Genomic DNA, 25632 nt, shown 5'->3' with positions numbered 1-25632 from the left:
GTAAGAAATTTTTAAAAAAAGCAGGTGCTATGTGTTACTCGAATTATCTGTGAGGGGGAGCTACGCGTAGCCAGAAACGCTGAGCTTTCTTAAGTAGGTGTATTGCATTAAAATAATATGTAACTACTCGCACGTCGTCCCGGCAGGAAGCCGGGATCCAGTTGATAGGGAAATCAAAGTTTCGCCTTCCTGCGGGATGGATCTCGGCATCCATGCCGGGACGACGGTCTAAACTAAATAGGGTGCAAGTAATTACTTTGTTAGTTTTACTGGAGTGAGCAGTTATGATTTAAGTTTATCATAATTTTGACAATGGCTAAACTATATGGAAAGCAAAATTTATAGGGTAATTGTTTGGGTGGTTGCCACCCTGTTTGTGGTTTATTCATTTTGTTTAAATACCGCAGCTGCTGTTTTTTCTGGCGCGGTCAAGACGAGTTTACATGCGCAAGATTTTGAAATTTCCTTAAGCATGGCAGCATTTATCCTAGGATTTGCTTGTATGCAGATTCCAGCTGGATATTTATTGGATAAATATAATCCGCGCTGGGTAGTGAGTAGCGGGGTTTTATTATTAGCAGCTGGGAATCTGATGATTTCCTATGCGACGGGATTAATCTACTTTTCTTTAGCTAACTTTTTGCAAGGATTGGGCGCGGCATATGCTTTTATTGCCATTGGTGTACTAATTTCGCAATGGTTTAGTGCCAAAGCATTTCCGATTTTATTTGGCTTGACTCAATCGGTTTCTTGCATTTTCTCAGGCATTATTCACTATTTTTTTACCTTAGCATTAAAAAACTATTCTTGGAATCAACTTTATCAAAAGCTGGCAATTTTTGGCTTTTTACTTTTGATTCTCACAGTCGTATTCATAAAATCTCCAAAGCATTATCAACCTGCTCTAAACCTTTCTTTAAAAAAATCCTTACATGCCGTGTTAACGAATAAACAAATTCGGCTTTGTGCTTTAGCGGCAGCGACTTCATTTGGGGTTTTGCTGGGTTATTCGGGTTTTTGGTATTTGAGAATTCAGGAATATTATGCAGTTGAAAATTTACAAGCGGTGATTGTCAGTGGCATTATTTTTGCTGGCATTGGTGTTGGTACGCCGTTGTTGGGTTTTATTTCTAATTTGGTTAAATCCAGGGTGGCGGTGTTGCATGTGACTTTGGTTTTGGGAGTGATGGCGCTATTAGTAGGTATTTATTTGCCGCATTATGCGATTAACACGTTAATTATTATTAAAATAGTTTCGTTTTTCATTGGATTCTTTTTGTCTGGGTCTATGTTGTTTTATACGATTGTCAGTGAAGTTTCTTCAAATGCCACACGGGGCGTTGCATTGAGCGTGACTAATACGGCGGTGTTTTTATTTAATACGTTAATTATTTTTGTTCCGTATCTATTTGTTACTTCTACTTCGAATTTATTTTTTACTTATTTATGGCTTTTGCCATTTTGCGTGATGTTTTCACTATTGTTGCTTTATTTTATCAAAGACAAAAGGAGTTGTTTATGAACAAGAGCACAGCTTATCGTGGTGCCATTTTTTATTTTAAAGATTCAGCCACGTTGGAGAATGTCCCCAAAAGAAAGCAAGAAGGATTGGGTGATAATTATAAAAATAGTCAGTATGTTTATATTGAAGATGGTGTTTTAATCGTAGAGGCTGGGAAAGTTAAAACAGCTGGAGCCTATGCGGATTTAAAAAATAAGTTAGATGGTATGAAGGTGATTGATTATAGTGGTAAGCTGATTACGCCTGGGTTTATCGATACCCATCAACATGCCTGTCAAAGTGCGATTGTCGCAGCTTATGGAGAAAAGTTACTGGAGTGGTTGAATGATTATGTGTTTCCGGGTGAAAGTGAGTATAAGGATAGTGATTTTGCGCGCAAAAATCTTAATTTTTTTCTCGATGAATTAGTCAAAAATGGTACCACCACTGCTGTTTCTTATGGGCCTTTGTATTATGAGGCGATGAATATATTTTTCGAAGAATTGGATAAAAGAAACATGCGGTTTATTACCGGTAATATTTTGATGGATACGAATCCGACCAGTGATTTTAAATTATCGACCCAAGAGAATTATGATAATACTAAAAAATTAATTGCCAAGTGGCATAACAAACACCGGTTGTCATTTTGTATTTCACCGCGATTTGCGTTGTCTTGTTCAGAGCAATTGTTGGAACTATGTGGTGCGCTCAAAAAGGAACATCCAGATCTTTATGTGCAGACCCATTTAGATGAAAATGTGTCAGAGGTCGAAGAAGTCAAGAGGGCTTTTCCTTGGAGTAAAAATTATATGGATGTGTATTCGCATTTTGGTTTGGTCACCCCGCAAACGGTTTTTGGGCATTGTGTGCATTTAACTGAGGCCGAATTAGAATTGTTCAAGCAGTCACAGGCGATTATTTCTACTTGTCCGTTAAGCAATAATTTTTTGGGTAGTGGGTTATTTAATTTTGAGCAGGCGAGGCTATATACAGATAAAATTACTTTAGGCACGGATTGGGGTGGGGGTAATAGTTTGTCGCTGTTTGCGGTGATGGATGATGTTTATAAGGTGGCGATGCTAAATAGTTATAAACTGCCGAGTATGGTGCGTTGGTTTGCTTGCACATTGGGTGCCGCTAAAGCCTTGGGCTTAGATCATAAAATTGGTAATTTTAGTGCGGGTAAGGAAGCGGATTTTATTGTGATTGATCTTAAGGTTTCATCGTTTCTTCGTTATCGTTTGGCAGAAGAGATGGATATTTTTGAGAAGCTGTTTGTTTTAATGACGGTGGGGGATACCCAGAATATTGAGGCTACTTATATTTATGGGGAGCAGGCGTATATTAAGTCGCATGGTTAAACTTGAGGCAATAACTAAATCCTATTAAAAGCCTTAGCTTTTTTCCTTCTCCCCTTGTGGGAGAAGGAAAATTTTTAGATCTAGTTTGGGTAGCAATGCTGATGCTTAGCATAACCGTCAGTGTAAAAATAGTTAATAGGACTTTATCTTGAAACCCCGATGAACTGCTATGAAATAAATGCAAGCCCGGCCGGGTAGCGCTTAAATAAATCATTGCTATACCCAGTAAAGTAAAACAAGTCGGAAATTGGCCAAAATATTTGGCATAAAAAGCTAGAATGACAAGAAATGCACAAGATAAAATTAAAATAATACCCGTTGGCACTGCAAAATAAAATAAATGACCTAGTATAATCACCAAAGCCAGCACCCACCACAGCTGAACTGGTTGGCGAAAATAGCGTTTTGAGATAAAAGGATCAAATATCAGGCAAAATGGCAGAATGCACAATATTCCGTTCATTTCACCTAGCCAGCCCATATACCATAGCGACAGGTTGGGTAAAAGAGATTGAGTGAGAATGACAAATTCTAGATAGCTGAGCACGACACTTGAGGCAATGATTAAGCCATAAAACTTCCATAAAACTGCATTGTCAGCGATAGGGGCGATGGGACCAATTAGACGCAGCGCTAGCGCCCGCGTGAGGTAAACATAGATAACTAATAAGCCGCTGTGTATTAAACTGATGCTAAAGGGGGTATGACTGAGGACATAGCTGGCCAATGCGCCAAAAAAGATGCCCAATAACGGGAAATTACCGCGCAAAAACACGGCGGCAAGCGCCACCCCAGTTGCCGGCCAAAGTGGCGAGAAAAAATGATTCGCAATAATAAATTGTTGGCCGCCAAAAACTAATAAAGCGCTGATGAAAAATTCCGCCATGCGACGGATGAATACCAAGCGGTAAAATAACGCACGGTATGAGGGGTGGGCGGTTTCAGCTAAATTCCTTGCGATGACCGCGGTTTTAAAATAATTTAAGCGTTTTTCCCGTGACACTGAATTTTAGGATATCCATTATGAACGATGATGAACTATATCAGGGGTATTTGACTAAAGTCTACCAGAATACACAAGGCTATCAGGGTTATTCAGAACAGGAGCGGGATTTATTTTTAAAAGCTGGCGTTTGTGTCACTTATGGAGAATTGCTTTATCCCAGTGTTAAGAAATTAATTAAACATTTTAATTATTCTTCTGACGATATTTTATTAGATTTAGGATCGGGATTGGGGAAGTTTGCTTTACAGGTTTTTTTGCAAACGGATATTAAAAAGGTGATAGGTATTGAGGCATCTTCCGTAGTCAATTCCCAAGCGCAAGTCGTTAAGGAGCAGGTGGCTGCGGATTTCCCAGAGTTTTGGGAAAATGCACGAGAGTTGGATTTTATTTGTGATGATTTTATCAAGGCTTCATGGCAGGATGCGACAATTGTTTATACTTGTTCAACGTGTTTTACGCAGGAATTATTGATTGCAATCGGTAACAAAATCAACCACCAGCCTAAGGTGCGGCAGGTGTTTAGTTTGCGTCCGTTATCTTCCTTGAAAATGCGTTTGAAAAGTATATTTGTGGTGGAGTGTAGTTGGGATTCGGCTTTGTGTTTTTATTATGAAAGATGATAATTCTAAATTTCACCCCCTTTTTCAAAGGGGGTGAGTTAAAGTTTTATCCAGATCACCATCAAAAAATTTTTCAGTAAATGGTCCGCCGTGAAAAAGTTGAGCAATTTCACCCTCCGGCAGCGCATTTTTTTCCAGCACTTCTAGATAATTTTCCGCATCATCTTGCGGCGAAAAAGCAATCTGTGCACCTGTATTGTCGAGTTTTTTACGCGTGTTATTGGAGATGCCGTAAATAATCTCAAAATGCAGATCAAGTGGTGCCTCAATGGCTGCTTGAAATAATCGTACTGCATCCCCTTCACTCAGCCAGGTAGTTAATTGGCGTTTGTCCTTGGGTTGTGGCTGTAATGAATTAATTCTAAGACAAATACCAGATAAGCCATATTTATCAGCATATAATCGGACTAAAGCTTCGCTGGCAATTTTGCTGACGCCGTAGAATCCGCTGGCTCTTGGGGTGATAAGGCGTGATAAAGTTTGGGTGCGTGGATAAAAACCCACCGCATGGATGGAGCTGGCCAGAATAAAGCGTGGGACCTGGGCTTGTCTGGTGGCTTCTAGCATATTTTTGGTGCCTAAAATATTGGTGGTTAAGACGGCATCGGCATCGTCAATTTCTGTGGCAATGGCTGCTAGGTGAATGACGCAGTCGATATTATCCAATACCGTATTGAGCATTTGCGGTTGTAAAATGTCGATCGAGTGGATATCTTGAGAGTAGGCGGTATCGCATTGGGTAATATCACCCAGGCGTAGGTTGTAATGAGGAGATAGATGTTTTTGCAGTAATTTTCCTACTTGGCCGTTGGCGCCGCTGATGAAAAGATTTTTTTTGGTATTGATTGGTTGTGGCATAATTTTCTCCAGCAATAGTTAAACTGCAATAGGCACATAATTGCTAGTAAATTCAAAAGGAAGAGTTTTTTTCGCTAATTCAAGATGGATGAATTGATTCTGCGCGGCCAGCATCGTCTGTATTTGCCAAACTCCCTCCACTGCATGAATATAATCCTTATGCGGTAATTTCCAGTCGGTAATCTTGTCCCTGGCTTTCTTTTTAGCCTCTAAGTCATTCTCAGCAACAATACAAATATTTTTATGCAGCTCGGTAAATTCTAAAGGATCATAGCCGCCCAAATTAGCAAAATAGAGCTGCTCTCTACCCTGGCTAGGAAAATCTTTCAAATGAATATCATAGCCATCCACTTGTCTCACAATCCCCCAAGCATCTAAATGCAAACTGTCAGGCACACCCCACCAGCTTTCTCGCAGTAAAGGGTAAGTCTCTTCAATCGTATTGCCCGCGACAAAACGCACATCATGTAATTCAATTAAAGAATTTGTGTGTTTCCCGCCTAAATAAATCATATATAAGTGCATGATTTGGCTCCTTTTTTATAAGTGCTGTCTCCCTTTGAAAAAGGGAGATGGGAGTGGTTATGAACGAAGGAAATCCAAGCGGAAAGAGGTTTGAGTGGCGTGAGTATAGCTTTATTTGGATTGCCGTCGCAAGCAAATCTGCTATTTGTGGGTTAAGCAATGAGGCAACTTATTTTTCTGTTCACTAAATCCTATCTAAATTTAATCATAACTATTCACCCTATAAAAACCCTCGTCATTCCCGCGTAGGCCGGAATCTATCCTGATTTAGGCTGTGTGCCGGAAAAGAAATAGATTCGCTTGCGCGGGAATGACAACGCTTACTTTGTGTCCTTTTTGTTTTATACAGAAGTTTTTTGCTCAAAATAAGCAATGTATTTAATACTAGTTTAAGTTGACTATGCTTAACTTTAGCAATCTAAAATAAAAATAATTAGGTAGGTTCTCTTAATAAAAGGGCAATCTACTATTCAACTGAAGCTAAGGGGTAGGGTAATATGAGTCATTTTAAATACGAACCATCTGAAAAAACCGGCGATGCAGAGCCCTTTGTTTCTAGACCTCAAACTATGAAGGGCGAAGATCCTATCTTAAGCATAGATCAGACGCACTCTCCACAAAAGTCACCTACCCCCAAAAATTCTACAGAAGCGCCTAAAATCCATACTTCTACTCTCATACCTCCTACACAAGGAGCTAGTGAGAATCAATTTCCGAGAATGGCAAATCTAAGAAGTAAACTTCAGCGCAAACCACCTGAAAATGAAGTAACAAAACTTCAAAGACAATATAGCGAGTATATGAAACTGAAGGATGAGAAATTAGAAATGAGCGACCAGGATGAAAGCGCTAAACAATCAACTACTGAAAAGGTTACCTTTAGACGTCTAAAAGCTCTCAGAGCAAAGCTCAAACAAGCTCGTACTCGTAAACCCAAAGATGGCGGAAGTACTGAACTATCAGTTTCTGAAAGATTTACCTTTAAACGTGTGAAAGCTTTCAAAAAAAGGCTCAAGCAAGCTCGTGATCGCAGATTAGAGGCTCGCAAGCACAAATTAATAGAAAAACTTAGTGATAAATTACGTGACCAAAAAGTTGATCGATCTACTGATAGTGCTTCATCTATCGATATTTCTGCTGCATATGTCAAAGAGCTCCGCGATCAAGCTTTACAAAAATTAAATAATTTGGCATTGAAATTAAAAAAAGCTAAGGGTGATATAAAATCACAAAATAATAAAAATGTGACAGAACTTACGCCTGATGATCTTGCAGTTGCACCAGGACTCACTGATACTGGAGATAAAAAGGATAGCTTAGAAGTGGTTAAAGCTATTTTAGGAAAATCTCAATTATTTAAAGATCAAGGATTAGAGCTGGGAAATGAAGACAAAGGAGATTGTGATGCTATTTTAAAACTTTTCGAGAAAATTGAAGACACTAAAAAAGAAGCAGAAGTATTTCAAGAAACCGCTAAGCTAATAGCCGATCTTAAACAATCGACTGAATCACAGCCAGAGGTTGTCAAAGAGGAAGATCGAAAACAGCATCAACCGACAAAATCTTCTGTGTTTAAAGGGATGCTTACTCGCAGCAAAGGAAATAAATCGAACAATAATGAAGAAAAAGATTTGCAAGAACAATATAGCCGATTTATGCAATTGTCTTGGCAGGAAGGCAAAACCGATGCGAGTGCAGAAAATCATGAGGTTGGCAGAAGATCAAGAGCTAAGCATCTAAAAGATTACTTTAAAGGCGTATTGATCAACAGACTTAGCGAGAAATTCAAGAAGATTGATAAGGTAGATATCTCTGCTTTACATGTTAAAAGACTTCAAGATAGGGTTTTAGTGACATTAAATCGTTTAGCATTGAAACTTACACCACAGACATCTGACGCAAAATCACCCAAGGATAAGCCTGTTGTTTTAACAGCTGCTGATCTGAAAGAGGTAGACTTGAGTGGTAAAGACAGCCATAAAGTTGTTGAAACACTTTTGCGTAAATCAGGCACATTACAGTCCATTGATTTATCAAAAATGACAGAGGAAGATAGGAAAGATTGTGAGTCTGTCTTGGATATTTTCCATCAAATGGAAGCTTCTAAAATAACTGCAAATAGTCTTAAAGCAGAAGCCAGAAAGGAAGCTGATGGTAAGATAAATGAAGAAATTGAAGATGTTCAAGAGCAGTATTGTCAATATATGCAAGAAATGGAAGGAAAACTCGATGATAACTTGGGTAATCCTAATACTTCTGAACAAGTAAGTGGAGAAAAAAAGGACAGAGTTGGACAAAAAGGTGAAAAATGGCATAAGCGCTTTGCAGATAAACTTAGTAGAAAATTCGCAAAATTTGGACATGATTTTGACGTCGATATTTCTGCTTTGCATGTCGAAGAGCTTCGATCTAAGATGGTAGATAATTTAAAAAATTTATTGAAATCATCCGGTGTAAGTACTGACAAAAAGCAAAAAGAGGCGAGTAGTTTAGAGCAATTATCAGTTGATGATTTAAAAGTTGTAAAATTTAAAAGTCTCGATGATGTTAAAGATTTTATTTCAGAAAAATCTGCTGGACAGATATCACATGAGCAACTTTCAAAAGGTGAGAATAAGGAGTTATGTGATGCTATTTTAGGACTTTCTGAACAGATTGAGATTAGCAAAAGAATGGCACAAAGGCTTAGTTCGAAAGCCAGATTAACCTATCAACAGACAATGAAGAATATAGATCTATCTCAAATAGCCGATGATACAGATAAACCTGAGTCTGCTCTAAAAACGGGAGATGCACTTAAATCCGAACCTGCTACTACAGGAACTGTTAACAGTCATTCTGCTCAAACAGCGGGGGATACACGCAAACACGATCCCGAACCTGCTCTAAAAAAAGAGGGTGCGCCTAAATCTGAGTCGGCTGTTGCCGCAAGAACTATTAGGGGCTATTCTGACCCTCGTAATGATCCCATGTCATTTGCGTTTAAAGCACCTACACCAATCGTTGTTCCAAATTTGATACCCCGTGAAATAAAACATGAAGATTCTGGCTCTAACCCACAACGAAATGCTTTCAATGAGCAAGTCAAAATATTTGCAAATCGAGCTTATCACATACATATTTTAACTAGAAAAATTCACCAACTCTCTGCTGGTGCTAGACATGATTTGCGGGAAGCTGAAGCTGGGAAACTTAAAACAACAGAGCTTGCTAGGTTAGAAGCTATAATAGCTGACGGTAAAAGATTAGCAGAGGAGAGAGCATTTTGCATAACGGAGCGTGATGCTGCATTACAGGTCTTGGGTAATCTTAATGCCAAATACCTGCGGCCAGATGATAATAGCCTTCTTAAAGTGATTGAAAGAGGAAATCAACACAAACTTGAGCAAGCATTATTTGATCTGAGCGGAAAACATATCCATATAACACATAGGCATTTACGGATGATGCAAAGGAGTATTGAAACTAGCCGACGAGAAGGATCTAGCGCAGCCGTTGATTATTTTTTAAAGAATTTATCTTCTTCTGTCAAATTAGATAAACCGACAACAACAGCAGCGAGAGAAAAGCGAGAACAGCGGTGTAAGTTAATCATTAGTTTGTTTGAACAGATTCAATTTGATAAGAAAATAGCAGAAAATCTGAAAGGTGAAGTTAGAAAACACAAACAAAAACTTGCAGAAAAACATTCTGATAAAAAACATGTGGCAGCAAAAGTAACTAAAGAAGAACCAAAAGTAAGATACCACCGATACGTACGGGTTTCTCCAAGTAGGAATACCAAGCCTGTAGATAATAGTCCCAAGGCTTCTTCTAACCAAACTCATCAGCCTTCATTCTTGGAAAGGTTGTCCCACTGCTTTTTTAGATCATCGTCACAAGTTTCTGATGCTAAAGCACAGACACCTACACCTAGAAAAGCGCCTGCTGAGACAAAATTACCTAGCAGCCAGGTTGAAGCGACTACGACAAAAGCATCAGTGTGGAGTCAATTTACTAATTACCTTTTTGGGAAGTCTTCGCAGCAAGCTGCAAAAGTATCCAATGTGCCTACCCCTGCCAGTTCTCCCCCTGCTGTGGTTGAAAATAATTTGAGATGAGGGAGAGTCATTCTGGGACGCCGTGTCTTTTTGAATTTCGCACCAGCGATATTTAAAATTCTTTAGGACACCAAGCGGGTTTGCGCTTGGTCAAAAACGCATTCAATCCTTCTTGCCCTTCAGGGGAAACGCGAATTGTGGCAATTGCCTCTGTATTTAGTTGCAAATGTCGTTCGTCATAAGGATTGCTGCTTACACGATTGATTAAGGCTTTGGCAGCACTGACGGCTTGAGGACTATTTTGCAATAAGTAATGTAACAGTTCTTGTAAGGCAGTATCTAATTGTTCAGGTGTTGTTACCACCGACACCAAGCCTAAACGCTGTGCCTCTTCAGCCGAAATAATTTCTGCAGTCAAGGCATAACGCCGCATCGCACGTTCACCGATGGTTGCCAGGACGTAAGGACTGATGACGGCAGGAATTAAACCAAATTTCACTTCGGATAAACAAAAACTGGCTTTATTGGAAGCAACTGCCATATCACAACACGCTACCAAACCTACGCCACCGCCAAAAGTTGCACCTTGCACTCGAGCAATCGTGGGTTGTTTGAGCAGCTTAAGCGTCTGCAATAATTCTGATAAAGCTTGGGCATCTTTGAGATTTTCTGCATAAGAATAACCCGACATGCGTTTCATCCAGTTAAGATCAGCTCCTGCAGAAAAACTTTTGCCGGCCGCCGCCAGCACGACAACTTTGACCTCGGCATTATTCTGCAATTGTTGCAGTATTGTGATTAAGTTTTTAATTAATGCATCATCAAAGGCATTGTGCAGCTCAGGGCGGTTTAAGGTAATGGTCGCCACTCCCCGTTCATCCTGAGTAAAAAATACATTGTCGTTCATTCTTGAACCTCGCGTTTGGCCAGCGTTGCAATGCTCACTTTGGAGCGTGACAGTTTGCCTAAGTGTTTGCAAATAAATACACCGGCGTCAATGAGTTTATTTAAATTGATGCCTGTCTCTATTTCCATACCCTGCAGCATGTAGACTAAGTCCTCAGTTGCCACATTGCCGGAGGCGCCTTTGGCATAGGGGCAGCCGCCAAGCCCTGACACACTGCTGTCAAATATGCTCACCCCCATTTGTAATGAGGCTAAAATATTGGCCAAAGCCTGGCCATAAGTATCATGAAAATGACCAGCAATCGCATGGATGGGTACTTTTGTGGCAACGGCTTCTAGCATGGCTTGGGTCTTATTTGGTGTGCCGGCGCCAATGGTGTCACCCAGTGAAATTTCATAACATCCCAGTTCATATAATCGGGCAGCCACATCAGCCACCGCCTGCGGACGAATTTCGCCTTCATAGGGACAGACCAAGGCACAGGAGACATAGCCACGAATACGTATATCAACTGCTTTGGCAGCGTCAATCACCGGTATAAAACGTTGAAAACTTTCATCGATTGAACAATTGATGTTTTTATGGGTGAAACTTTCAGAAGCCGCTGTAAATAGCGCGATTTCTTTAACACCGACGGCCAATGCGGACTCTAATCCTTGCATATTGGGGATCAATACGGGGTAATTGACGCCTTTGGCTTTATGGATTTTTTGAAAAACTAGGGCGCTGTCGGCTAATTGGGGAATCCATTTGGGGGAAACAAAGCTGGTTGTTTCTATGGTTGTAAAACCGACAGCGGTTAATAAATTGATAAATTCAATTTTAGTTTTTGTGGGGACGAATTCGTGTTCGTTTTGTAGGCCATCTCTTGGACTGACTTCAACGATTTTTACTGTTTTTGGCGTTTTCATAAAATGGGGGCTCTAATTTAAATCGGCAACTATTCACCCATATCATTACTCACAAGTGAGTACACTCCTTCTCCCGCCAGGGGAGAAGAAAGGTGCTCAACTTGTGGGTAATGATATGTGCTCACCTTCACTCCCTTTGAAAAAGAGGTGAAGCTCCACTTTTTCAACAACGCCCCATCCCGCAAGGGGATTCCCTTCGGTCATAGAGGGGAGGGGGCTGCAGTGCTTTCGTTTAATTTATAGAGATCACTCAGAATCTAGACTCACTTTTAATTTGCGGATGAGAACCGCTTTCATCCTCTTCAGCATCAGAAATGTTTATTTGGCTCAACGCCTCTATGATCTGCATTTTTATTGATACTTCACCATATTGTGCCAAGCGTTGATCTATTTCTAAGGCGCTCTTTAGATTCTGGTTCACCCATTCTAAATGATTAGGATTTAATCTAGTGTCATAGTATGCCTGGCGTAATCTTTGCCAAATTTCCGAGTTCTCAATATCATATTTCTGCAATGTAGCATTTGCCAAATCAAAATGATGAGTTGCCTGCTCTACCTCATCATTCTGACGTAAACTTTCGCCAATGGCTATACAATTCTGACATTGTTCAAGGATAGCTGAAGCAGTGCTTAATTGATAGCTAGGACGAACCAGGCGCACTTTTTTATCGAGAACCTGTATAGGATGCTTGGTATCGGCAGGCTGTTGTTTTATCCATTCCCCATGCAATACCTCTAAGCTGTCATGCATAGACCGTTGTTCTGATGCTTTCCAGCGGATACAAAATGTAGTCATCAACGTTTGATACAATTGCTGCCATTGCTCATGCTGAAAAGAGGTAGATTTTTCAAACCATTTTTTTTCTTTTAATCGATCACATAATTTGATCAAATCCTCTGGATTACGTAGTGCAGGTTTATCTAGTTGCGTATGTTCCTGCAGCAGCAGCGCAAAACAAGAAACGACTAAATCCCGTAAGGCGGTATTCTGGGTGTATTGTTCAAGGATGCACTGCCAATCTTTTCCTGTGCATGTCTCCAATTGAATAATCTGCAGTCTGTTTTTGATGGCAGTGGATAACAGTCTATTTTCGCGGTGTAGAAAGATAATATAAAATTCGCGCGGAAAAGAGGTCTCTAATGCTTGCTCTACATCCATGCCTTCTAACAATGGATTCAGCCATTTTTCCAAATCAGGTGTGATTAAGTGAGGATTGTTTAACACCAGGATATTTTTTTGTTGCAGACTTTGTCGAACGCCCTGTTTAAACCCTTCTTCATCTTCAGGATTAACCGACAATACTGAATAGCTAAGTTTTTTTTCCGCTAACATCCTGGTCACACACTCACGCATGAATTTTGTTTCAGTGCTTTGAAATAAAATACCATAGCCGCTAGGCTCTAATTGATTCTTGAGCGTAATTTCACGGATTTGCAAGGCCTTTTGCAAATAATATAGCAAGCTGATGATGGGTTGAACAGGTGCTATACCGTCTTTGCATATCATGTTGCTCAGCTTGGATGATATCGATAATTTGGGTATTTGTTCTAGTTTTAAAGCAGATATTAATTGGGCAATAAATTCCGCTTGGTTTTGTGCACTAAAATGCGCGGGCGCTAGAGATTTAAATTCATGGTAACAGGCTTGGCGTATCCAGGCAGTTAATAACTCAGTCGATGCTGAGGTGCTATTTTTTTCTGCATACTGCGATTGTAGTGCATACATGTGATATAGGATACGATTTAGGTTGCGCGGTGAAACCAGTGCTGATCGCCGCACAAAGTGATAGCTATCTAAATAGATGTCCGCTAAAGATCTGCGTAGTGACGCGTCGTCAATTTTCATGACTTTTTCTAAAAACGGCGCGATTTGAAAATTATAAATATCTGCAGGTGTAAATGGTTGAAACCATAGGGTAGGCATACCTTCCGGCACTGGAAAACGGCCGCTATAAGATAGCCGGGGGTTGCCTGTGCCAATCAGCCAATGTTCGGCTTGATGGGTATAGGCTTTACCGCGCCAAAAGCGTTTTGTATCTGGCTGCATTAATGGCTGTAAAAAACTGGGTGGAAATATATTGACTTCATCCACTAATGCAATGTGGATGACATCGGCATCATCTGCCTGTAACCAAGGTTCTATGCCGCCTTCACCGATATACAGACGACAAGTTTTTTTAAGCTCAGTTAAAGCTGCAGGTAGTAAAACACGAACGGTAAAAGTTTTACCGGTGCCGGCGCTGCCTAAGAGTGCCAGGCTGTCATGCTGCTGTAATAATGCTAATGCCTCTTGCACCTTATCAGTGACACATTGTTTTTTATCGTCATCGGTAGTTACTTCAGTTTGATCGGTTATCAGTGGTGTTGAATCAGGCGGGGTAAGTTGCGTGGATGTTGGTTTAACATCTGACTCAGGCTCAGCTACTTGGTGCAGAGAATCTGCAATCGATTTTTCTTCACTACATAATGACGTGAGTAATACATTGCGAAAACGCGCATAGTCCGCATCCAAAGGATCATAATCCTCAAGTAATTTCACTTGCATCGGGCTGTGTTTAAAATACAAAGCGTGCTCGTGAGGATACTGCTGTAAAAATTTGGCCACTTCTTGCGCGCGTGGCCAGCTCCAGCGTAATTGCGAATGGGTTTGTTCGTAAGCCTGTTGTAGGTTTTTCTTATCGCGTTCATTCAGCGTCGAAGTTTCATCCAGCCATTGCATGTAATGCTCAATCGTCACGACAATGGGCTGGGTATCGAAAAATGGCGCTAAATGTTTGGCTAATTGCGGATTGGGTGGTGAAAGCATAAAGAGTTGATTATCAAAGGTTAAGCGTTGGGCATTACTCCACAGATAATCACTCACAATTAAAGATTCTAATTGCGAATATAATTCTGACGAAATTTGTCCCATGAGCAAGACGTTGCCTTGTTCTAGCAAGGTCATCACCTCATTTTTTTGATAGTCAATTCGCCATTGCAAACCCGAAGTAAAATCTTCATCTTGGTAAGTCTTGAACGATTCAAATAATTCTTCTTGGGTGGTGTCGCCATTGATAGGAATGACACAGATGTCTTCCGGCAGATGTTTATTAGTTTTTAAATAATGTAATGCGCCTGATAAATCTGTATCGCCAGCAAAAAAAACTTTTGGTTTAGCATCTTCGGTGTGCATTGCTTTCATTTCGGGAGCTTTACGTGCTTGTTCCAAACCGGGCGCGCGTCGATAATGCGGATGAAAACAGATAGCGACACTTACATCTTCACGAAGCTGCAAGATTTGCTGATAAAGCGCAAACCAGTCCGCATCGGGAAAAAAATCTGTGACTTGGATAAGTGCTCTAGCCGTTTTACAACTCCCTACTATCCCGGGTAATGACGTTGAGGTCACCGCGCGTGTTTTAATATCTGCTTGCCAATTACGAATAAAATGCGGATGGCTATGGGTATTTAACACATATGATGTCACTGTTTCATGAGAGCGCCAGGCGATCCATTGTGCCGCATCTTGTATTTCAACTAAGCGCTCAGGCCATTTAACGGGTAGTCTGATTAAAGAGATCATAGGGTTGGGGGGCAGCAATGACCATTCACCATTTTGCAGTGCATCTTGCTCTAAAACCAGCTTGCGTAATGCTGTTTGACGAAATATCGCCAAATTTTTTGCATCAAATGTGTGTTGTATAATCAGCGGTTGATGTGCTTTGAGTGCGAGAACGGCAGAGTTTTCTATCAGTACGATTTTACTGTCGTCAATTTGCGGATCTTCGGTTAAAAAAGCAGTGGGTTCGATGGTGCTGAGATCATGTACCACAGGCGTCATGGCTGGTGATTTCTGTTCCGGTAAGCTGGGCTCTGATAAGTTGTTGAAATCAAACTGTTTTATAAGAGGTTCTGCTTCGCGTACGGTTAAGAAATCTGCGTTAAGTGCCTCTGGCCAGGAGAAGTGATTGAGGCATTGCAAATCGTTAAATGCGCTTAAATGCCACTCATATTGTTGTTCATTGCACAGATATAGAATCTGACAACTGGCGGGCAAAGAGTATAAACGCGATTGATAGAGTAAGCTTGGTGAGGGTTGTAATAAATTAGCATGTACTTCCAATTGTCCAACGCTAAATGCGCTGATATCCAAAATGACCAAAGAGGGAATTTGCTTTTGCAAAGGACTCTGGATGCTTTGAGGTCGGTTGTCACGGATTTGGTGCGTTTCCCATAAAATATCTAAATCATCAGGGTGAGTTAACAGCTTAATCCAGCAAGGTAATTTAGACTCTTCAAGTGAAGAAGATAATGGAGTGTGATTGGTTAAAGAGCGCAATATCTGTGAAGCACTTTGGGTGGAGGAAGGGAGGAATGATTGATGCTGCGATCTAAAACGCTGACATAATGCTATTAAAAAACCTTCTAACATCGATAAATTATCAGATGAATAGGTCAGTAGCGGTGATGTCTCTGCTAAAACTAGGGCAATAAACTCGGTGACTGACTTACAGGATAATGATGGGGATTGAAATCGCTTGAATTCATTGAGGGAGGACTGAGATTTTTGCTTAAGTTCTGCGATGGTTGATGGGTGGTTGGATGATACTGATTGAGGTATTTTGAGTTCACTGGGAGTAGGCTTCGATTTTTGCTTAAGTTCTTCCAAGAAAAAAGGTTCTTCTTTATATTCTCGAGGTGCACCTCCTAAATCTCGTGGTAACCAGCATAATTGTTGCGGGTTTTTATCTTTCGGACATAAGGTTTTCACATAGGCATGCATTGAATTATTAATCTTCAAAACCGGCAAACCATAACCTGTCGCTATGAAGACAAAAGATTGTGCAGCTCTTTCACATTCACCTTGCTGCGAAAGGGCATTATTTAATAAGGCTTTCATGCCATCGCACTGTTCTAAAAGCGCTAATTCTCGCTTCTCCAGTAAACTGTCCCAATCTATGTTTAACGCGCCTACTTTAAAGCCTTTGCCAAATTGACAATAGGCTTGCAGCAATTCACATTGGGCTTGAATGATTTGCCAAAAAGCTGTCAATGTCGTTAAAGATTGGAAATGAGGGTCCAGTTTGCAAAGGCGCGTTTTTTGTAGTTGTAGCGCATCGAGTTCAGATATTAATTTGGTGAAGTTAGGAAAATGTTTTTTTATATTTGGTTTGTTGGCTAACCACTTTAAAATTGGATAAATCTCTGACTTGACCCGTGATGTCGATGGTATATTCTTTATTGATAGCGCTTTCGATTGACTGGGATATAAAATCATATAGGCTTTAAATATTTGCGCTTCACTTTTAGAATCTTTTAAGCGTAAAGCATAGGCATTCTCGATATCCCGACAGCGGCCAATTTCTACGCGACGTGCGAAATCTGGCGGTTCAAAAGCGATGTTGGCTAATTCCCAAGATTGTCCCGCATCAGCGTGAGGGGTTGGCAGAATATAAATATGGTTAGCTTCAAGACTGACAGCATCCACTTTGCCGCATACGACTTGGGGAAATTTAAAGGATTTTCTTAAGGTCAAGTAGTGTTCATGAGAAGCGTATTGCTCATAAGTAAAGCGATAAAATTTTCTCTGATCTTTTTCTGGTAAAAAATCGCTGGTTGCGGCAATAAAACCGATTTGTTTTTTATCTTCTTGAATAGTCAGTTGTGAAATCGCATCTTGATTCATGCGCGAAGGTGGAAGTGTTAAAGAGGTATCGCTAGTATAAAAACGCGTCTTACAAGAGCCCGTGGTTGTTGTAAGCAGACCGGTTTTAGGCGAATGCAGACTTGAGGGATTATAAGGGCCAGTTGCTGCAGTGCTTGGCTGTTGATTTCTTTGAGACTTGTGCTTTTGGTCAGTTGGATGTATGCGGCAATTATCGAACGCTAACCAGTGTAATTGAGGAAGTTTATGATCTGCGCTCAGTGCTCTTCTGATGAATACTTTATCTGATTTTTTTTCATAGGAAATTTCAATGATCAAATTAGGGTGAGTTTTCTGTACTTTGGTGGTGAACTTATTCAATTCGATTGGCGAAATTTTTTCTAGGAGCGAGCAATTGTCAAAATGCAAATATTTCAAAGAAGGTGGAAGTGATAATTCACCATCAAAATTGATGGGTGCTGATAAAGTTAAGCGTCTTAGATTTATTAGATGAGTTAGTTTGCAAACATGCAACAAATCATTCGGTTGATGAGTAAGACGGACAATATGAAGTTCTACAATTTTTGTGCTTATGGTTGTCTCTAAAGATTCCAATTTTTCAATGTTTTCTTCGTGTAGAGCTATATCTAAATAAATTGTTTTTACTCTTGGACAATTTTTTAACGCTAAGGCAAAATCTATCCAGTCAAGTATTTCAAAATGAATATGTTCGATTCGGTTTTTAGTGTCAATAAATTCAAATAATGTTTCTATGCGATCTTGAGTTAGGAGGCTTAAATGTAAAGATCTAAAGCTAATATCATCAATGCTGCTGCTAGGTTTGGATTTAATCAGTAAAACATTCTGATCGCTAACAGTTAGATTGGGTTGTGGCAATTTCCAATCTGGATAAATTTTGAAAAACTCAGGATTGGTTCTTTGGATGCGTTGATATTTTGAACCGAATATTGATTTTATAGCATGGATTCTTTTTTTAGCAGTGATGATAATTATTTCTTTATCCTGCATGGACATTGATTGGCTTAAGTGCTTTCTTATTAGTTCAATATTGATAGCGTTTTCATGTTGTGCTTGGAAAGAAAATTTTGGAGGATATTGTTCTTGATATTTGACAGGTATCATGCTTTTAGGATCGCCGGTCCATAAAAAACTTTTATATCCTACTGAAAACAGACGCTTGTAAAAATTAAGATTAATTCCTCTTAAAGAATCAGGAGCATTCCAAATATAATCAGATACAATGAAAATTGTTTTGATATCAGTATCAGCAATATGTGATAATCGTTTATGTTTATACCAAGGTTTTTTGGCCAGCGCGCGAGATAATACAGGAGTAGTACTGGGGGTGTTGGTGTAAATAAAGTCATGGCGATATGACGTATGATTAATCTGAAAAAAGCCTCTAATGTCATGGATGGTAATAAAATTAGGGGGGATTTCTTTTAAGTTAGGTAATGTATCTAGCAATTTGTTACGTGCGTCCATATAACCGGGGTTGTGTGTATCAATAAAAAAATTATAATTCGGTTGTGATTTGTCATATTCTAGAAAGCCAAATGTAGTTAAATCGACATCAGTTGGATCGAGAAGTAGATCTATAGTATGAAGATGTTTTGATACGTCGAGTAAACTTCGAAGAAAATCTTTTTTTTCACGGTGGGCGTTGCTCTGTGATCCAAACTTGGACTGATACACACTGCCTGTATATATGGTCAGTCTGCTTTTGTAGCTTGATGGTGTAAAGGTTTGGTAGAAGATAGAAACATAAATTTGCATTTCTGGTGAATCAAACGCGCATCCATCTATTAAGTCTTTGCTATCTACGATTCTTGCAAAACCTGCTATTGCGGCAAAAAATTCTTTTGGGGTAACTAATTTTAGTTTAGAGTCTTTGCTTTCATGTGGCTGGGAAGTCATTGTGTTATCTGTACCCTATTAAGTTCGAATACCATTAATCAATTGAGCGGGAGTTGTTATAGCTGACGGCCAATCTATTTTTTTTGTATATTTGCTCCTTAAGAAATAAAAAGAACCTGAAGAGTTGTCATTTGCGCGAAGGCGCATCAGTGTCCGAAGAAATAGTCAATTTTTGGGTTGCACCCACCTTCTCCCCTTGTGGGAGAAGGTGCCGAAGGCGGATGAGGGGTGAGTTTGAGTCAGCACAAACTAAGCTAAAGCCCACGAGACTTACCCCTCATCCGCCCTAGCGGGCACCTTCTCCCACAAGGGGGAGGAGTTTTGCATTTTTTGAATTTCGCGCCAGCGACTACTTACTTTTTTTGATTTTTTAAGTATACAGGTGTTATTGGATACGTCTTTCTATATTAATAGGAGTGCAAGAGTACTGCAATCATTTCAATGGGATAAGAACTCCTGCCTTGCGTGTGTCAATAAGCATAGTTAGAATATCCCAACCGTTTGGCATAGTTATAAAGTTAAGCTTTCTTTAACAAACGGATTTTTAAACTTCATGGAGAATGAATATGTCAAATAAAATAGTTCTATCTACTCTGGGTGCCGTCGTTGCTCTGGGCTTTGCTTCTTCTGTTTTTGCTGATACAAATGTGCAAAATCAAACCGCAGAAAAGTTAAAAGCTGCCATGCCTTCTGGTTTTGAAAAATGTTACGGCATCACCAAATCCGGTAAAAATGATTGCGCCTCAGGAACTGAAGCTTGTGCAGGACAGTCAAAAGTAGATGGCGCTAAAGATGCCTGGATAGGTTTACCTAAGGGCACCTGTGACCGCATTGTCGGTGGCAGCACGACAGCTGGTTCTGCGGGTTAATGCAAAAGGTAGACTCTATCAAAGGCGTTGGCATTGGTCTTAGACCGTGCCATTACGCCTATATTCAAGAACATAAACCTGATGTCAAATGGTTTGAGGTATTATCAGATAATTATCTTTGTGAGGGAGGCATTAGTTTCTCTCAGCTGGAAACTATCTGTTCCGTTTATCCCATGACCTTACATGGTGTGGGGATGTCATTAGGGTCGACTGATCCGCTAAATCAAGATTATTTAAAAAAACTAAAAAATCTTATCCAGTTGACCCGACCAGCTTTGGTTTCAGATCATTTATGCTGGACGTCACTTGGCGGTCATTATTTTCATGAATTACTACCCTTGCCTTATACGGAAGAAGCGGTGAAGCATGTGGCAGGGCGCATCAAGATTGTGCAGGATTTTCTTGAGCGACAAATTATGATAGAAAATGTTTCAAGTTATTTAGCTTTTAATCATTCTACATTAACTGAATGGGAATTTTTAAAGACGGTGGCGGATGAAGCAGACTGTTTGATTTTGCTGGATATTAATAATATTTATGTCAGTGCTTGCAATAATGCGTTTAATCCTGAAATGTATTTGCATGAATTAAATACCGAGCGTGTGGCGCAATTTCATTTGGCAGGTTTTGAGGATAAAGGTACGCATTTGTTGGATTCGCATAGTGCGAAAGTTTATGCGCCGGTGTGGGCGTTATTTGAAAAGGCGCTAGATAAATTTGGTGCTTTACCGGCCTGCATAGAATGGGATAATCAGATTCCAGATTTTCCGCACTTGCAACAAGAGGCATTGATGGCTCAAAACAGGATGCTGATGCATGCTATCCCTGAATGATTTTCAAAAGCAATTTGTGCAAGGCTTGCAGTCACAAGGTGAGGCCATACTGCAGTCTATATCTGCAACCAAGCAGCTGTCACCCAAAGAGCGGTTGGCAATTTACCAGGGTAGTATTTTTGGCATTAAACAAAAATCCTTAAAAGAAATTTATGCGGTGTGTAACAGGTTGGTGGGGGAGGATTTTTTTATTGGGATGGTAAATGAATATATAACCGCTACGCCCTCGACTACACCGGATCTTGGTGGTTTTGGTGCAGATTTTTCTGATTTTATCAGGGGGTTTCAGCCTGCGAAGTGTTTGCCGTATTTAAGTGATGTCGCTAGGTTAGAGTGGGTTTGGCATCGATTATTTTATGCGCCATTTGCAGATAAGCTGGATTTTGCTTTGTTGGCGGATGTGTATGTGGCAGGGGGTGAGCATATAGTTTTTCAGCTGCCGCCTGGATGTGCGTTGTTGGCTTCTCCCTATCCTATCCATAAAATTTGGGAAATCAATCAAGAGGATTATGTAGGGGATGATGGACTGGTTTTGCCTGAAAATGCGATGTTTTATTTATTTGTGTGGCGTCGAGGGTTAAAGATGCGTATGGATGGTTTGGATCAGCCTACTTGGCAGGTGATGACATGGATGTTGGAAGGAAAAAGTTTAAGCGAGATGGCTGAGGCGTTAGATAGTCAGAAATTTGCTGGGGATTTTACGCAAATCTTAACGGCGATAGCGAGTTGGGGGTGGTTGACAGGGTTTGAGATTAAGAGATTTTCATGCTAGGCAATAGCTGTCATCCTGAGCAAAGCGAAGGATGACAGCTGCTTTCAAGTAATATCAATTTTTAATAGAAAATCCAGTTTTCTTTATCCAGCCCTGTTTCAAAATGATTACCAACCCAGTAATCAGGTACATAATAATCTTTATAAATTCTAGCCTTGGGTGCGTAAATATTAATTACATTGATGTAGGGCGAATAGGGGTAATAGTAGTGGGTTCTCATAGCATGATAAGTGCCCGGGGGTGTGCACCCTGCGAGTAGAATTGCAGTTAAAACCATACCTATCCTTGTTGGTTTAAGCATTTGTTTGCTCCTTTTGGAAATCCTTGTTATAAATATAGCTGAAAAATATGGTTTTTTGGAAAACTGCTAAAATAATTCTACATGGAAAAATCCTTCCCTAGTGGGTCAAGCTAAGTTTTCACCTCTTCGGTCACAGACAAAAGAGGTGACATTGCTTAGCTTGATATCTCGGGAGAAAGATTTATCTCCCTCGATCAGGATTTTGCACTGGTCGTACACCCGCCTTGCGATTTGAGTCCTTGAAGGATTCGCGGTCGGATTGACGATCCGGTTTGTTGCCGGTTTGTCGTTTGGGATCACGTTGTACGACTGAACCTGGGTGATCGTGTCTATTTTCATTTTGTATGTCTTGTACATCTTGGATGTCAGTTGTTTGTTTGCGAATTGGTGTGATTGTCATATATAAACTCCTCTTAAAGTAAAATAATAATGACTGCTCGTGATTTAAGCTTTGAACTCTCCAACTTAGTTCAGGCCGAAAGTAATTATTCTATTGGTTATTTTAGTAGAGGAATTTTATGAAGTTTGTAAGGATTGGTAGATACGGAATGTAGTCTTTAGCTTAGAAAAATGTCATGCGGGGGGAGACTTTGTGCAAAATATTGAAGAAAAAAAGAGTGGTAAAACCGTCAGCAGTTTTAAAGAATTACCAGAGGCTAAAAATATAAAGCATGTGCCTGCTGGGGTAAAAGGTATTATTGCAGAATTTACTAACTTGCCGACATTGGTTAGTTTTTCGCAAACAAACAGAGAAAACAATATAGATTTGGCAAAAATTAGGGAGGTTAAACTTAAAGAACTGGAAAAGCAGTGGTATGATTTATTAGCAGGAGCTCCAGAATTTAAAGCATATCAAAAAATATCCATAGAAAATTTTTTAAGATTATTAATTAGCCGTGATGAGGTGCGGGTTAAATTTTGGCAATATGTTATCAGTCAAAAAGCATTTATGTTGATTGATTACCTCATTCAAAAAAAAATCAATTTAAATCCTTGGATTGAACATTTCAAAGATAACAAATCTTTATCATATATTGGCGGACGTACTGCGCAATATCATACTTGCACGCATACGGTATTGGACAAAGAATTCAAAGCGTTACCATTAAATACCGAAGTGATATTATATTTAATCCAATTGGGCGCGAAAGTTTCTACCTATAATTTAACTTCATGCATTATTCCTGGTGTAGATCGGATATTAAATTCTACTGAACAATATTCTAATTCCTGCGTAACTGCAGCAGGTAAGTTATTGGTAATGGCTTGGGAAAAGGGAATACTGGATGAAAAATATTTAATAGGCCTGCTGCGAAGAGCAAAAGATATAAAGCACCCTGTTATAAAGCAGATCGAAGCTGCCTTTTTAATTCGGCAGCTTGAATTCATTCTTCCATCTCCGTGGAATTTTATTGCAGATCAACGTGACGCACCGCTTATTCGAACGACGATTGCGCATCTTCGACAAATCGTTGCTTTGCCGCAAATTGATGATAAAAATATTGAACTTTTGGAGCAGTTTAAGAATGCATTGGAAAGTGGTGCTGTTCCTGGAGGTGCTTTATTTAAATGTTTGCAAAACTTACAGATTCAAGGATTAATAACGCTGCAAAAAGATGCTAAATCATCAATCTGTCATTTAGGCAGCTAAGGGTGAAAAGATGGTCATCATAGGAAACATATTTCCCGCCTTCCTGGCTCTTCATCTATGAAGAAGGGATTCCCTATCTGCCAGGCGCTTGGGTCCTATTGAGCAGAGTCATTAAAACAAGATTGTAGGAAAAAAAATGTAGTCCATAGGCTTAACGTAAGTTAAAAATTTAGTTTTTTGCTAATATTTTTGCTCAAAGCTTTTTGGGGTAAATATTATTAGACAACTTTTGTAGCTATCAAGGTTATTCTAAGTAGAGTTCAGCTACTGTAATATCTAAGCTTAAATTATTAGAAATATTAAATTTTAATAATTAACCTAAAAACTAAAAATATAATCTCAATCAATCAAAAATTATGATAGATAAGGTGCATATGGAGCAAATCCTATCGCAACACTATGCAGAGGCTATTAAAAAGGCGCCTAAGCCTGATAATATGTCGCAAACGCAATATTATAATTATCTTGCGATTCAATTGCTGGAAGAAGGTGGCAATGATTGTCCAACCCAAGAGGCCATTGACTATATTGAGAACTGTTTAAAGCGCTATGCGCGCAAAATGCAAGATAAATTCTTATAACCCATTCTCGCTTATTTAACTCCCACCAGCTTTGTAGTAATCCTCTTTGAGATGTTCAGGCTCATTTAATTGATTATAATTTATTAAAATTTCATCATTTGCTTTGATATCAGCAATAGCAATCACATTTCTTTCGCTATTTAGAATAATATTGGGCTTATCCGAATGGTTTATATACCAACCGATTTCCATGCGGTCAAAGCGCTCTGGGCAGAGGCATTGTTCATTATCAATATAAATACAATATTTAATAAAGGCATCGGGGATGTCCTTAATGTATTTTTTTCGGGAATTAAAACTGGTGGTAAATAAATGGCTGCCCGCAGGTATATCATGTGCGGCGAATACGCCAATTCCTGAAATAGTGGAGGGCAGTAGGATAAATGAATATTCGGTAGATTCCATGGTTGATTTTCCTGTAAAGTGAGGGTCTTTGAGTATATTGTGATTTATGCTAAATGCAATATGCGTAAAAGATTTTTATAGGGGGTAACAATGTCTGCAAAATTAGGCATTCTCATCTACGAAAATGTACAACCCATGGATGTCATTGGGCCGTGGGAGGTATTTGCCTATTGGAAAAAAATTTCTTCTGTGCCGCTTGATACGTATTTAATAGCGGAGCAAGGTGGTTATGTTGAATGTGATAATGGCATTATCTTAAAGGCGCATCAAGATTTTAAGCATTGCCCACAATTAGACTATTTTATTGTACCAGGTGGCCAAGGCCGATTAAAAGAGGTCAATAACCCAGAATTAATCAGTTTTATCATTCGCCAGGCGCAAAAATGCCAGTATGTGATTTCGATTTGTACGGGTATGTTTCTGCTCTATAAAGCGGGGATATTAACACATAAAAAAGTAACGACTTACTGGCGGGCTTTATCTGAACTCAAGGCATTTACTGATATTGAAGTGATAGAAAATCGTATCGTCAAAGATCAACATATTTGGACTTCAGGTGGGGTTTCAAGTGGCATTGATTTAGCGCTGGCATTCATTGCTGAAGTGGCAGGGAAAGAAATCGCGGGTCAAGTCCAATTGTTGTTTGAGTATTTTCCAGCCAATACCGTTTATTGTAACCAAGAGACAGTCGCATCATTGCCGCCGTATGGTAAAAATAATAATAGTCATCTGCCAGAATATATTCAAAATTATATTCGAAGTGTTTGAGGGGGATTATTTACCACCCCCCTATTCCACAGATATTGTTGTATAAATCAAATAAATTGGGTGCCAATCTTTATTGAGTGCCGTCCGTCTGAGATCCCGCGACTTGATCGCGGGATCTCAGGCGGACGGCACTCAGCATAGCAAATTTTCCTCTGTCCC

General features: G+C 39.7%; 19 protein-coding genes. 10 read left to right on the top strand and 9 right to left on the bottom strand.

The annotated features are described in order from the left end of the window. Positions 1-325: 325 nt before the first annotated feature. On the top strand, positions 326-1522 hold the full coding sequence (locus VHE99_08625; GenBank protein ID HVV69076.1) for an MFS transporter: 1197 nt from the start codon (positions 326-328) through the stop codon (positions 1520-1522). After that, entirely contained in the window at positions 1519-2865 is a 1347-nt protein-coding gene (guaD, locus tag VHE99_08620; GenBank protein ID HVV69075.1) for a guanine deaminase, read from the top strand. Before VHE99_08625 ends, guaD begins: the two co-directional genes overlap by 4 nt. Here guaD and VHE99_08615 read toward each other — a convergent pair. Beyond that, positions 2849-3868 carry a hypothetical protein gene (locus VHE99_08615; GenBank protein HVV69074.1) on the bottom strand — a complete coding sequence of 340 codons (1020 nt, stop codon included), beginning with the start codon at positions 3866-3868 and terminating at the stop codon, positions 2849-2851. The two genes, guaD and VHE99_08615, sit on opposite strands and share 17 nt — an antisense overlap. A 20-nt stretch (positions 3869-3888) precedes the next feature. On the opposite strand from VHE99_08615, the gene VHE99_08610 reads away from it, so the two are divergent. Further along, entirely contained in the window at positions 3889-4491 is a 603-nt protein-coding gene (locus VHE99_08610; GenBank protein HVV69073.1) for a hypothetical protein, read from the top strand. A gap of 24 nt (positions 4492-4515) precedes the next feature. Here VHE99_08610 and VHE99_08605 read toward each other — a convergent pair whose 3' ends face one another. Beyond that, positions 4516-5349, bottom strand: coding sequence for an NAD(P)-dependent oxidoreductase (locus VHE99_08605; protein HVV69072.1), 834 nt, complete (start codon positions 5347-5349; stop codon positions 4516-4518). An 18-nt stretch (positions 5350-5367) separates the two neighbouring features. Beyond that, on the bottom strand, positions 5368-5874 hold the full coding sequence (locus VHE99_08600; GenBank protein HVV69071.1) for a DUF1543 domain-containing protein: 507 nt from the start codon (positions 5872-5874) through the stop codon (positions 5368-5370). Between the two features lie 497 nt (positions 5875-6371). Here VHE99_08600 and VHE99_08595 point away from each other — a divergent pair, with 497 nt between their 5' ends. Next, positions 6372-9974, top strand: a complete 3603-nt coding sequence (locus VHE99_08595) for a hypothetical protein (GenBank protein HVV69070.1) — start codon at positions 6372-6374, stop codon at positions 9972-9974. Positions 9975-10026: 52 nt separating this feature from the next. Here the strand turns inward: VHE99_08595 and VHE99_08590 are convergent, their stop codons facing one another. From VHE99_08590 to VHE99_08580, 3 genes are all read right to left on the bottom strand, one after another. Further along, positions 10027-10821 carry an enoyl-CoA hydratase/isomerase family protein gene (locus VHE99_08590; GenBank protein HVV69069.1) on the bottom strand — a complete coding sequence of 265 codons (795 nt, stop codon included), beginning with the start codon at positions 10819-10821 and terminating at the stop codon, positions 10027-10029. Continuing rightward, positions 10818-11732 carry a hydroxymethylglutaryl-CoA lyase gene (locus tag VHE99_08585; protein ID HVV69068.1) on the bottom strand — a complete coding sequence of 305 codons (915 nt, stop codon included), beginning with the start codon at positions 11730-11732 and terminating at the stop codon, positions 10818-10820. The genes VHE99_08590 and VHE99_08585 overlap by 4 nt, the downstream gene beginning before the upstream one ends. Before the next feature lie 250 nt (positions 11733-11982). Further along, the gene (locus VHE99_08580; protein ID HVV69067.1) at positions 11983-19293 is read right to left on the bottom strand and encodes a hypothetical protein; all 7311 of its coding nucleotides are present in this window, start codon (positions 19291-19293) and stop codon (positions 11983-11985) included. Between the two features lie 560 nt (positions 19294-19853). On the opposite strand from VHE99_08580, the gene VHE99_08575 reads away from it, so the two are divergent. From VHE99_08575 to VHE99_08565, 3 genes are read left to right on the top strand one after another with little or no spacing between them, the layout of a single operon-like run. Continuing rightward, the gene (locus VHE99_08575) at positions 19854-20162 is read left to right on the top strand and encodes a DUF2282 domain-containing protein (GenBank protein HVV69066.1); all 309 of its coding nucleotides are present in this window, start codon (positions 19854-19856) and stop codon (positions 20160-20162) included. Continuing rightward, entirely contained in the window at positions 20162-20995 is an 834-nt protein-coding gene (locus VHE99_08570; GenBank protein HVV69065.1) for a DUF692 domain-containing protein, read from the top strand. Before VHE99_08575 ends, VHE99_08570 begins: the two co-directional genes overlap by 1 nt. Continuing rightward, positions 20979-21767, top strand: a complete 789-nt coding sequence (locus VHE99_08565; protein ID HVV69064.1) for a DNA-binding domain-containing protein — start codon at positions 20979-20981, stop codon at positions 21765-21767. Before VHE99_08570 ends, VHE99_08565 begins: the two co-directional genes overlap by 17 nt. Positions 21768-21828: 61 nt before the next feature. On the opposite strand, the gene VHE99_08560 is transcribed toward VHE99_08565, so the two are convergent. Beyond that, complete coding sequence (locus VHE99_08560; protein ID HVV69063.1) at positions 21829-22068, bottom strand: hypothetical protein; 240 nt, start codon at positions 22066-22068, stop codon at positions 21829-21831. A 181-nt stretch (positions 22069-22249) separates the two neighbouring features. Beyond that, positions 22250-22468: a hypothetical protein gene (locus VHE99_08555; protein HVV69062.1), complete on the bottom strand. Its 219-nt coding sequence runs from the start codon at positions 22466-22468 to the stop codon at positions 22250-22252. A 192-nt stretch (positions 22469-22660) separates the two neighbouring features. On the opposite strand from VHE99_08555, the gene VHE99_08550 reads away from it, so the two are divergent. Further along, positions 22661-23719: a hypothetical protein gene (locus tag VHE99_08550; protein HVV69061.1), complete on the top strand. Its 1059-nt coding sequence runs from the start codon at positions 22661-22663 to the stop codon at positions 23717-23719. A 356-nt stretch (positions 23720-24075) separates the two neighbouring features. Next, a complete protein-coding gene (locus VHE99_08545) occupies positions 24076-24300 on the top strand; it encodes a hypothetical protein (GenBank protein ID HVV69060.1) in 225 nt (74 codons plus the stop codon). Positions 24301-24315: 15 nt separating this feature from the next. On the opposite strand, the gene VHE99_08540 is transcribed toward VHE99_08545, so the two are convergent. Further along, on the bottom strand, positions 24316-24705 hold the full coding sequence (locus VHE99_08540; protein ID HVV69059.1) for an SET domain-containing protein: 390 nt from the start codon (positions 24703-24705) through the stop codon (positions 24316-24318). Between the two features lie 90 nt (positions 24706-24795). On the opposite strand from VHE99_08540, the gene VHE99_08535 reads away from it, so the two are divergent. Next, on the top strand, positions 24796-25473 hold the full coding sequence (locus VHE99_08535) for a DJ-1/PfpI family protein (GenBank protein ID HVV69058.1): 678 nt from the start codon (positions 24796-24798) through the stop codon (positions 25471-25473). The last annotated feature ends 159 nt before the right edge of the window (positions 25474-25632 follow it).

This window comes from Gammaproteobacteria bacterium, from assembly GCA_035546635.1.
GTDB lineage: Bacteria > Pseudomonadota > Gammaproteobacteria > JAURND01 > JAURND01 > DASZWJ01.
The sequence above is the reverse complement of the archived record's forward strand: the minus strand, read 5'-3'. Positions and strand labels throughout refer to the sequence as shown.

Coding starts and splice junctions, on each gene's coding strand:
- VHE99_08575 (HVV69066.1), top strand. CDS start 19,854: ATGAATATGTCAAATAAAATAGTTCTATCTACTCTGGGTGCCGTCGTT.
- VHE99_08600 (HVV69071.1), bottom strand. CDS start 5,874: ATGCACTTATATATGATTTATTTAGGCGGGAAACACACAAATTCTTTA.
- VHE99_08535 (HVV69058.1), top strand. CDS start 24,796: ATGTCTGCAAAATTAGGCATTCTCATCTACGAAAATGTACAACCCATG.
- VHE99_08560 (HVV69063.1), bottom strand. CDS start 22,068: ATGCTTAAACCAACAAGGATAGGTATGGTTTTAACTGCAATTCTACTC.
- VHE99_08610 (HVV69073.1), top strand. CDS start 3,889: ATGAACGATGATGAACTATATCAGGGGTATTTGACTAAAGTCTACCAG.
- VHE99_08540 (HVV69059.1), bottom strand. CDS start 24,705: ATGGAATCTACCGAATATTCATTTATCCTACTGCCCTCCACTATTTCA.
- VHE99_08595 (HVV69070.1), top strand. CDS start 6,372: ATGAGTCATTTTAAATACGAACCATCTGAAAAAACCGGCGATGCAGAG.
- VHE99_08545 (HVV69060.1), top strand. CDS start 24,076: ATGATAGATAAGGTGCATATGGAGCAAATCCTATCGCAACACTATGCA.
- VHE99_08580 (HVV69067.1), bottom strand. CDS start 19,293: ATGACTTCCCAGCCACATGAAAGCAAAGACTCTAAACTAAAATTAGTT.
- VHE99_08590 (HVV69069.1), bottom strand. CDS start 10,821: ATGAACGACAATGTATTTTTTACTCAGGATGAACGGGGAGTGGCGACC.
- VHE99_08585 (HVV69068.1), bottom strand. CDS start 11,732: ATGAAAACGCCAAAAACAGTAAAAATCGTTGAAGTCAGTCCAAGAGAT.
- VHE99_08555 (HVV69062.1), bottom strand. CDS start 22,468: ATGACAATCACACCAATTCGCAAACAAACAACTGACATCCAAGATGTA.
- VHE99_08605 (HVV69072.1), bottom strand. CDS start 5,349: ATGCCACAACCAATCAATACCAAAAAAAATCTTTTCATCAGCGGCGCC.
- guaD (HVV69075.1), top strand. CDS start 1,519: ATGAACAAGAGCACAGCTTATCGTGGTGCCATTTTTTATTTTAAAGAT.
- VHE99_08570 (HVV69065.1), top strand. CDS start 20,162: ATGCAAAAGGTAGACTCTATCAAAGGCGTTGGCATTGGTCTTAGACCG.
- VHE99_08565 (HVV69064.1), top strand. CDS start 20,979: ATGCTATCCCTGAATGATTTTCAAAAGCAATTTGTGCAAGGCTTGCAG.
- VHE99_08625 (HVV69076.1), top strand. CDS start 326: ATGGAAAGCAAAATTTATAGGGTAATTGTTTGGGTGGTTGCCACCCTG.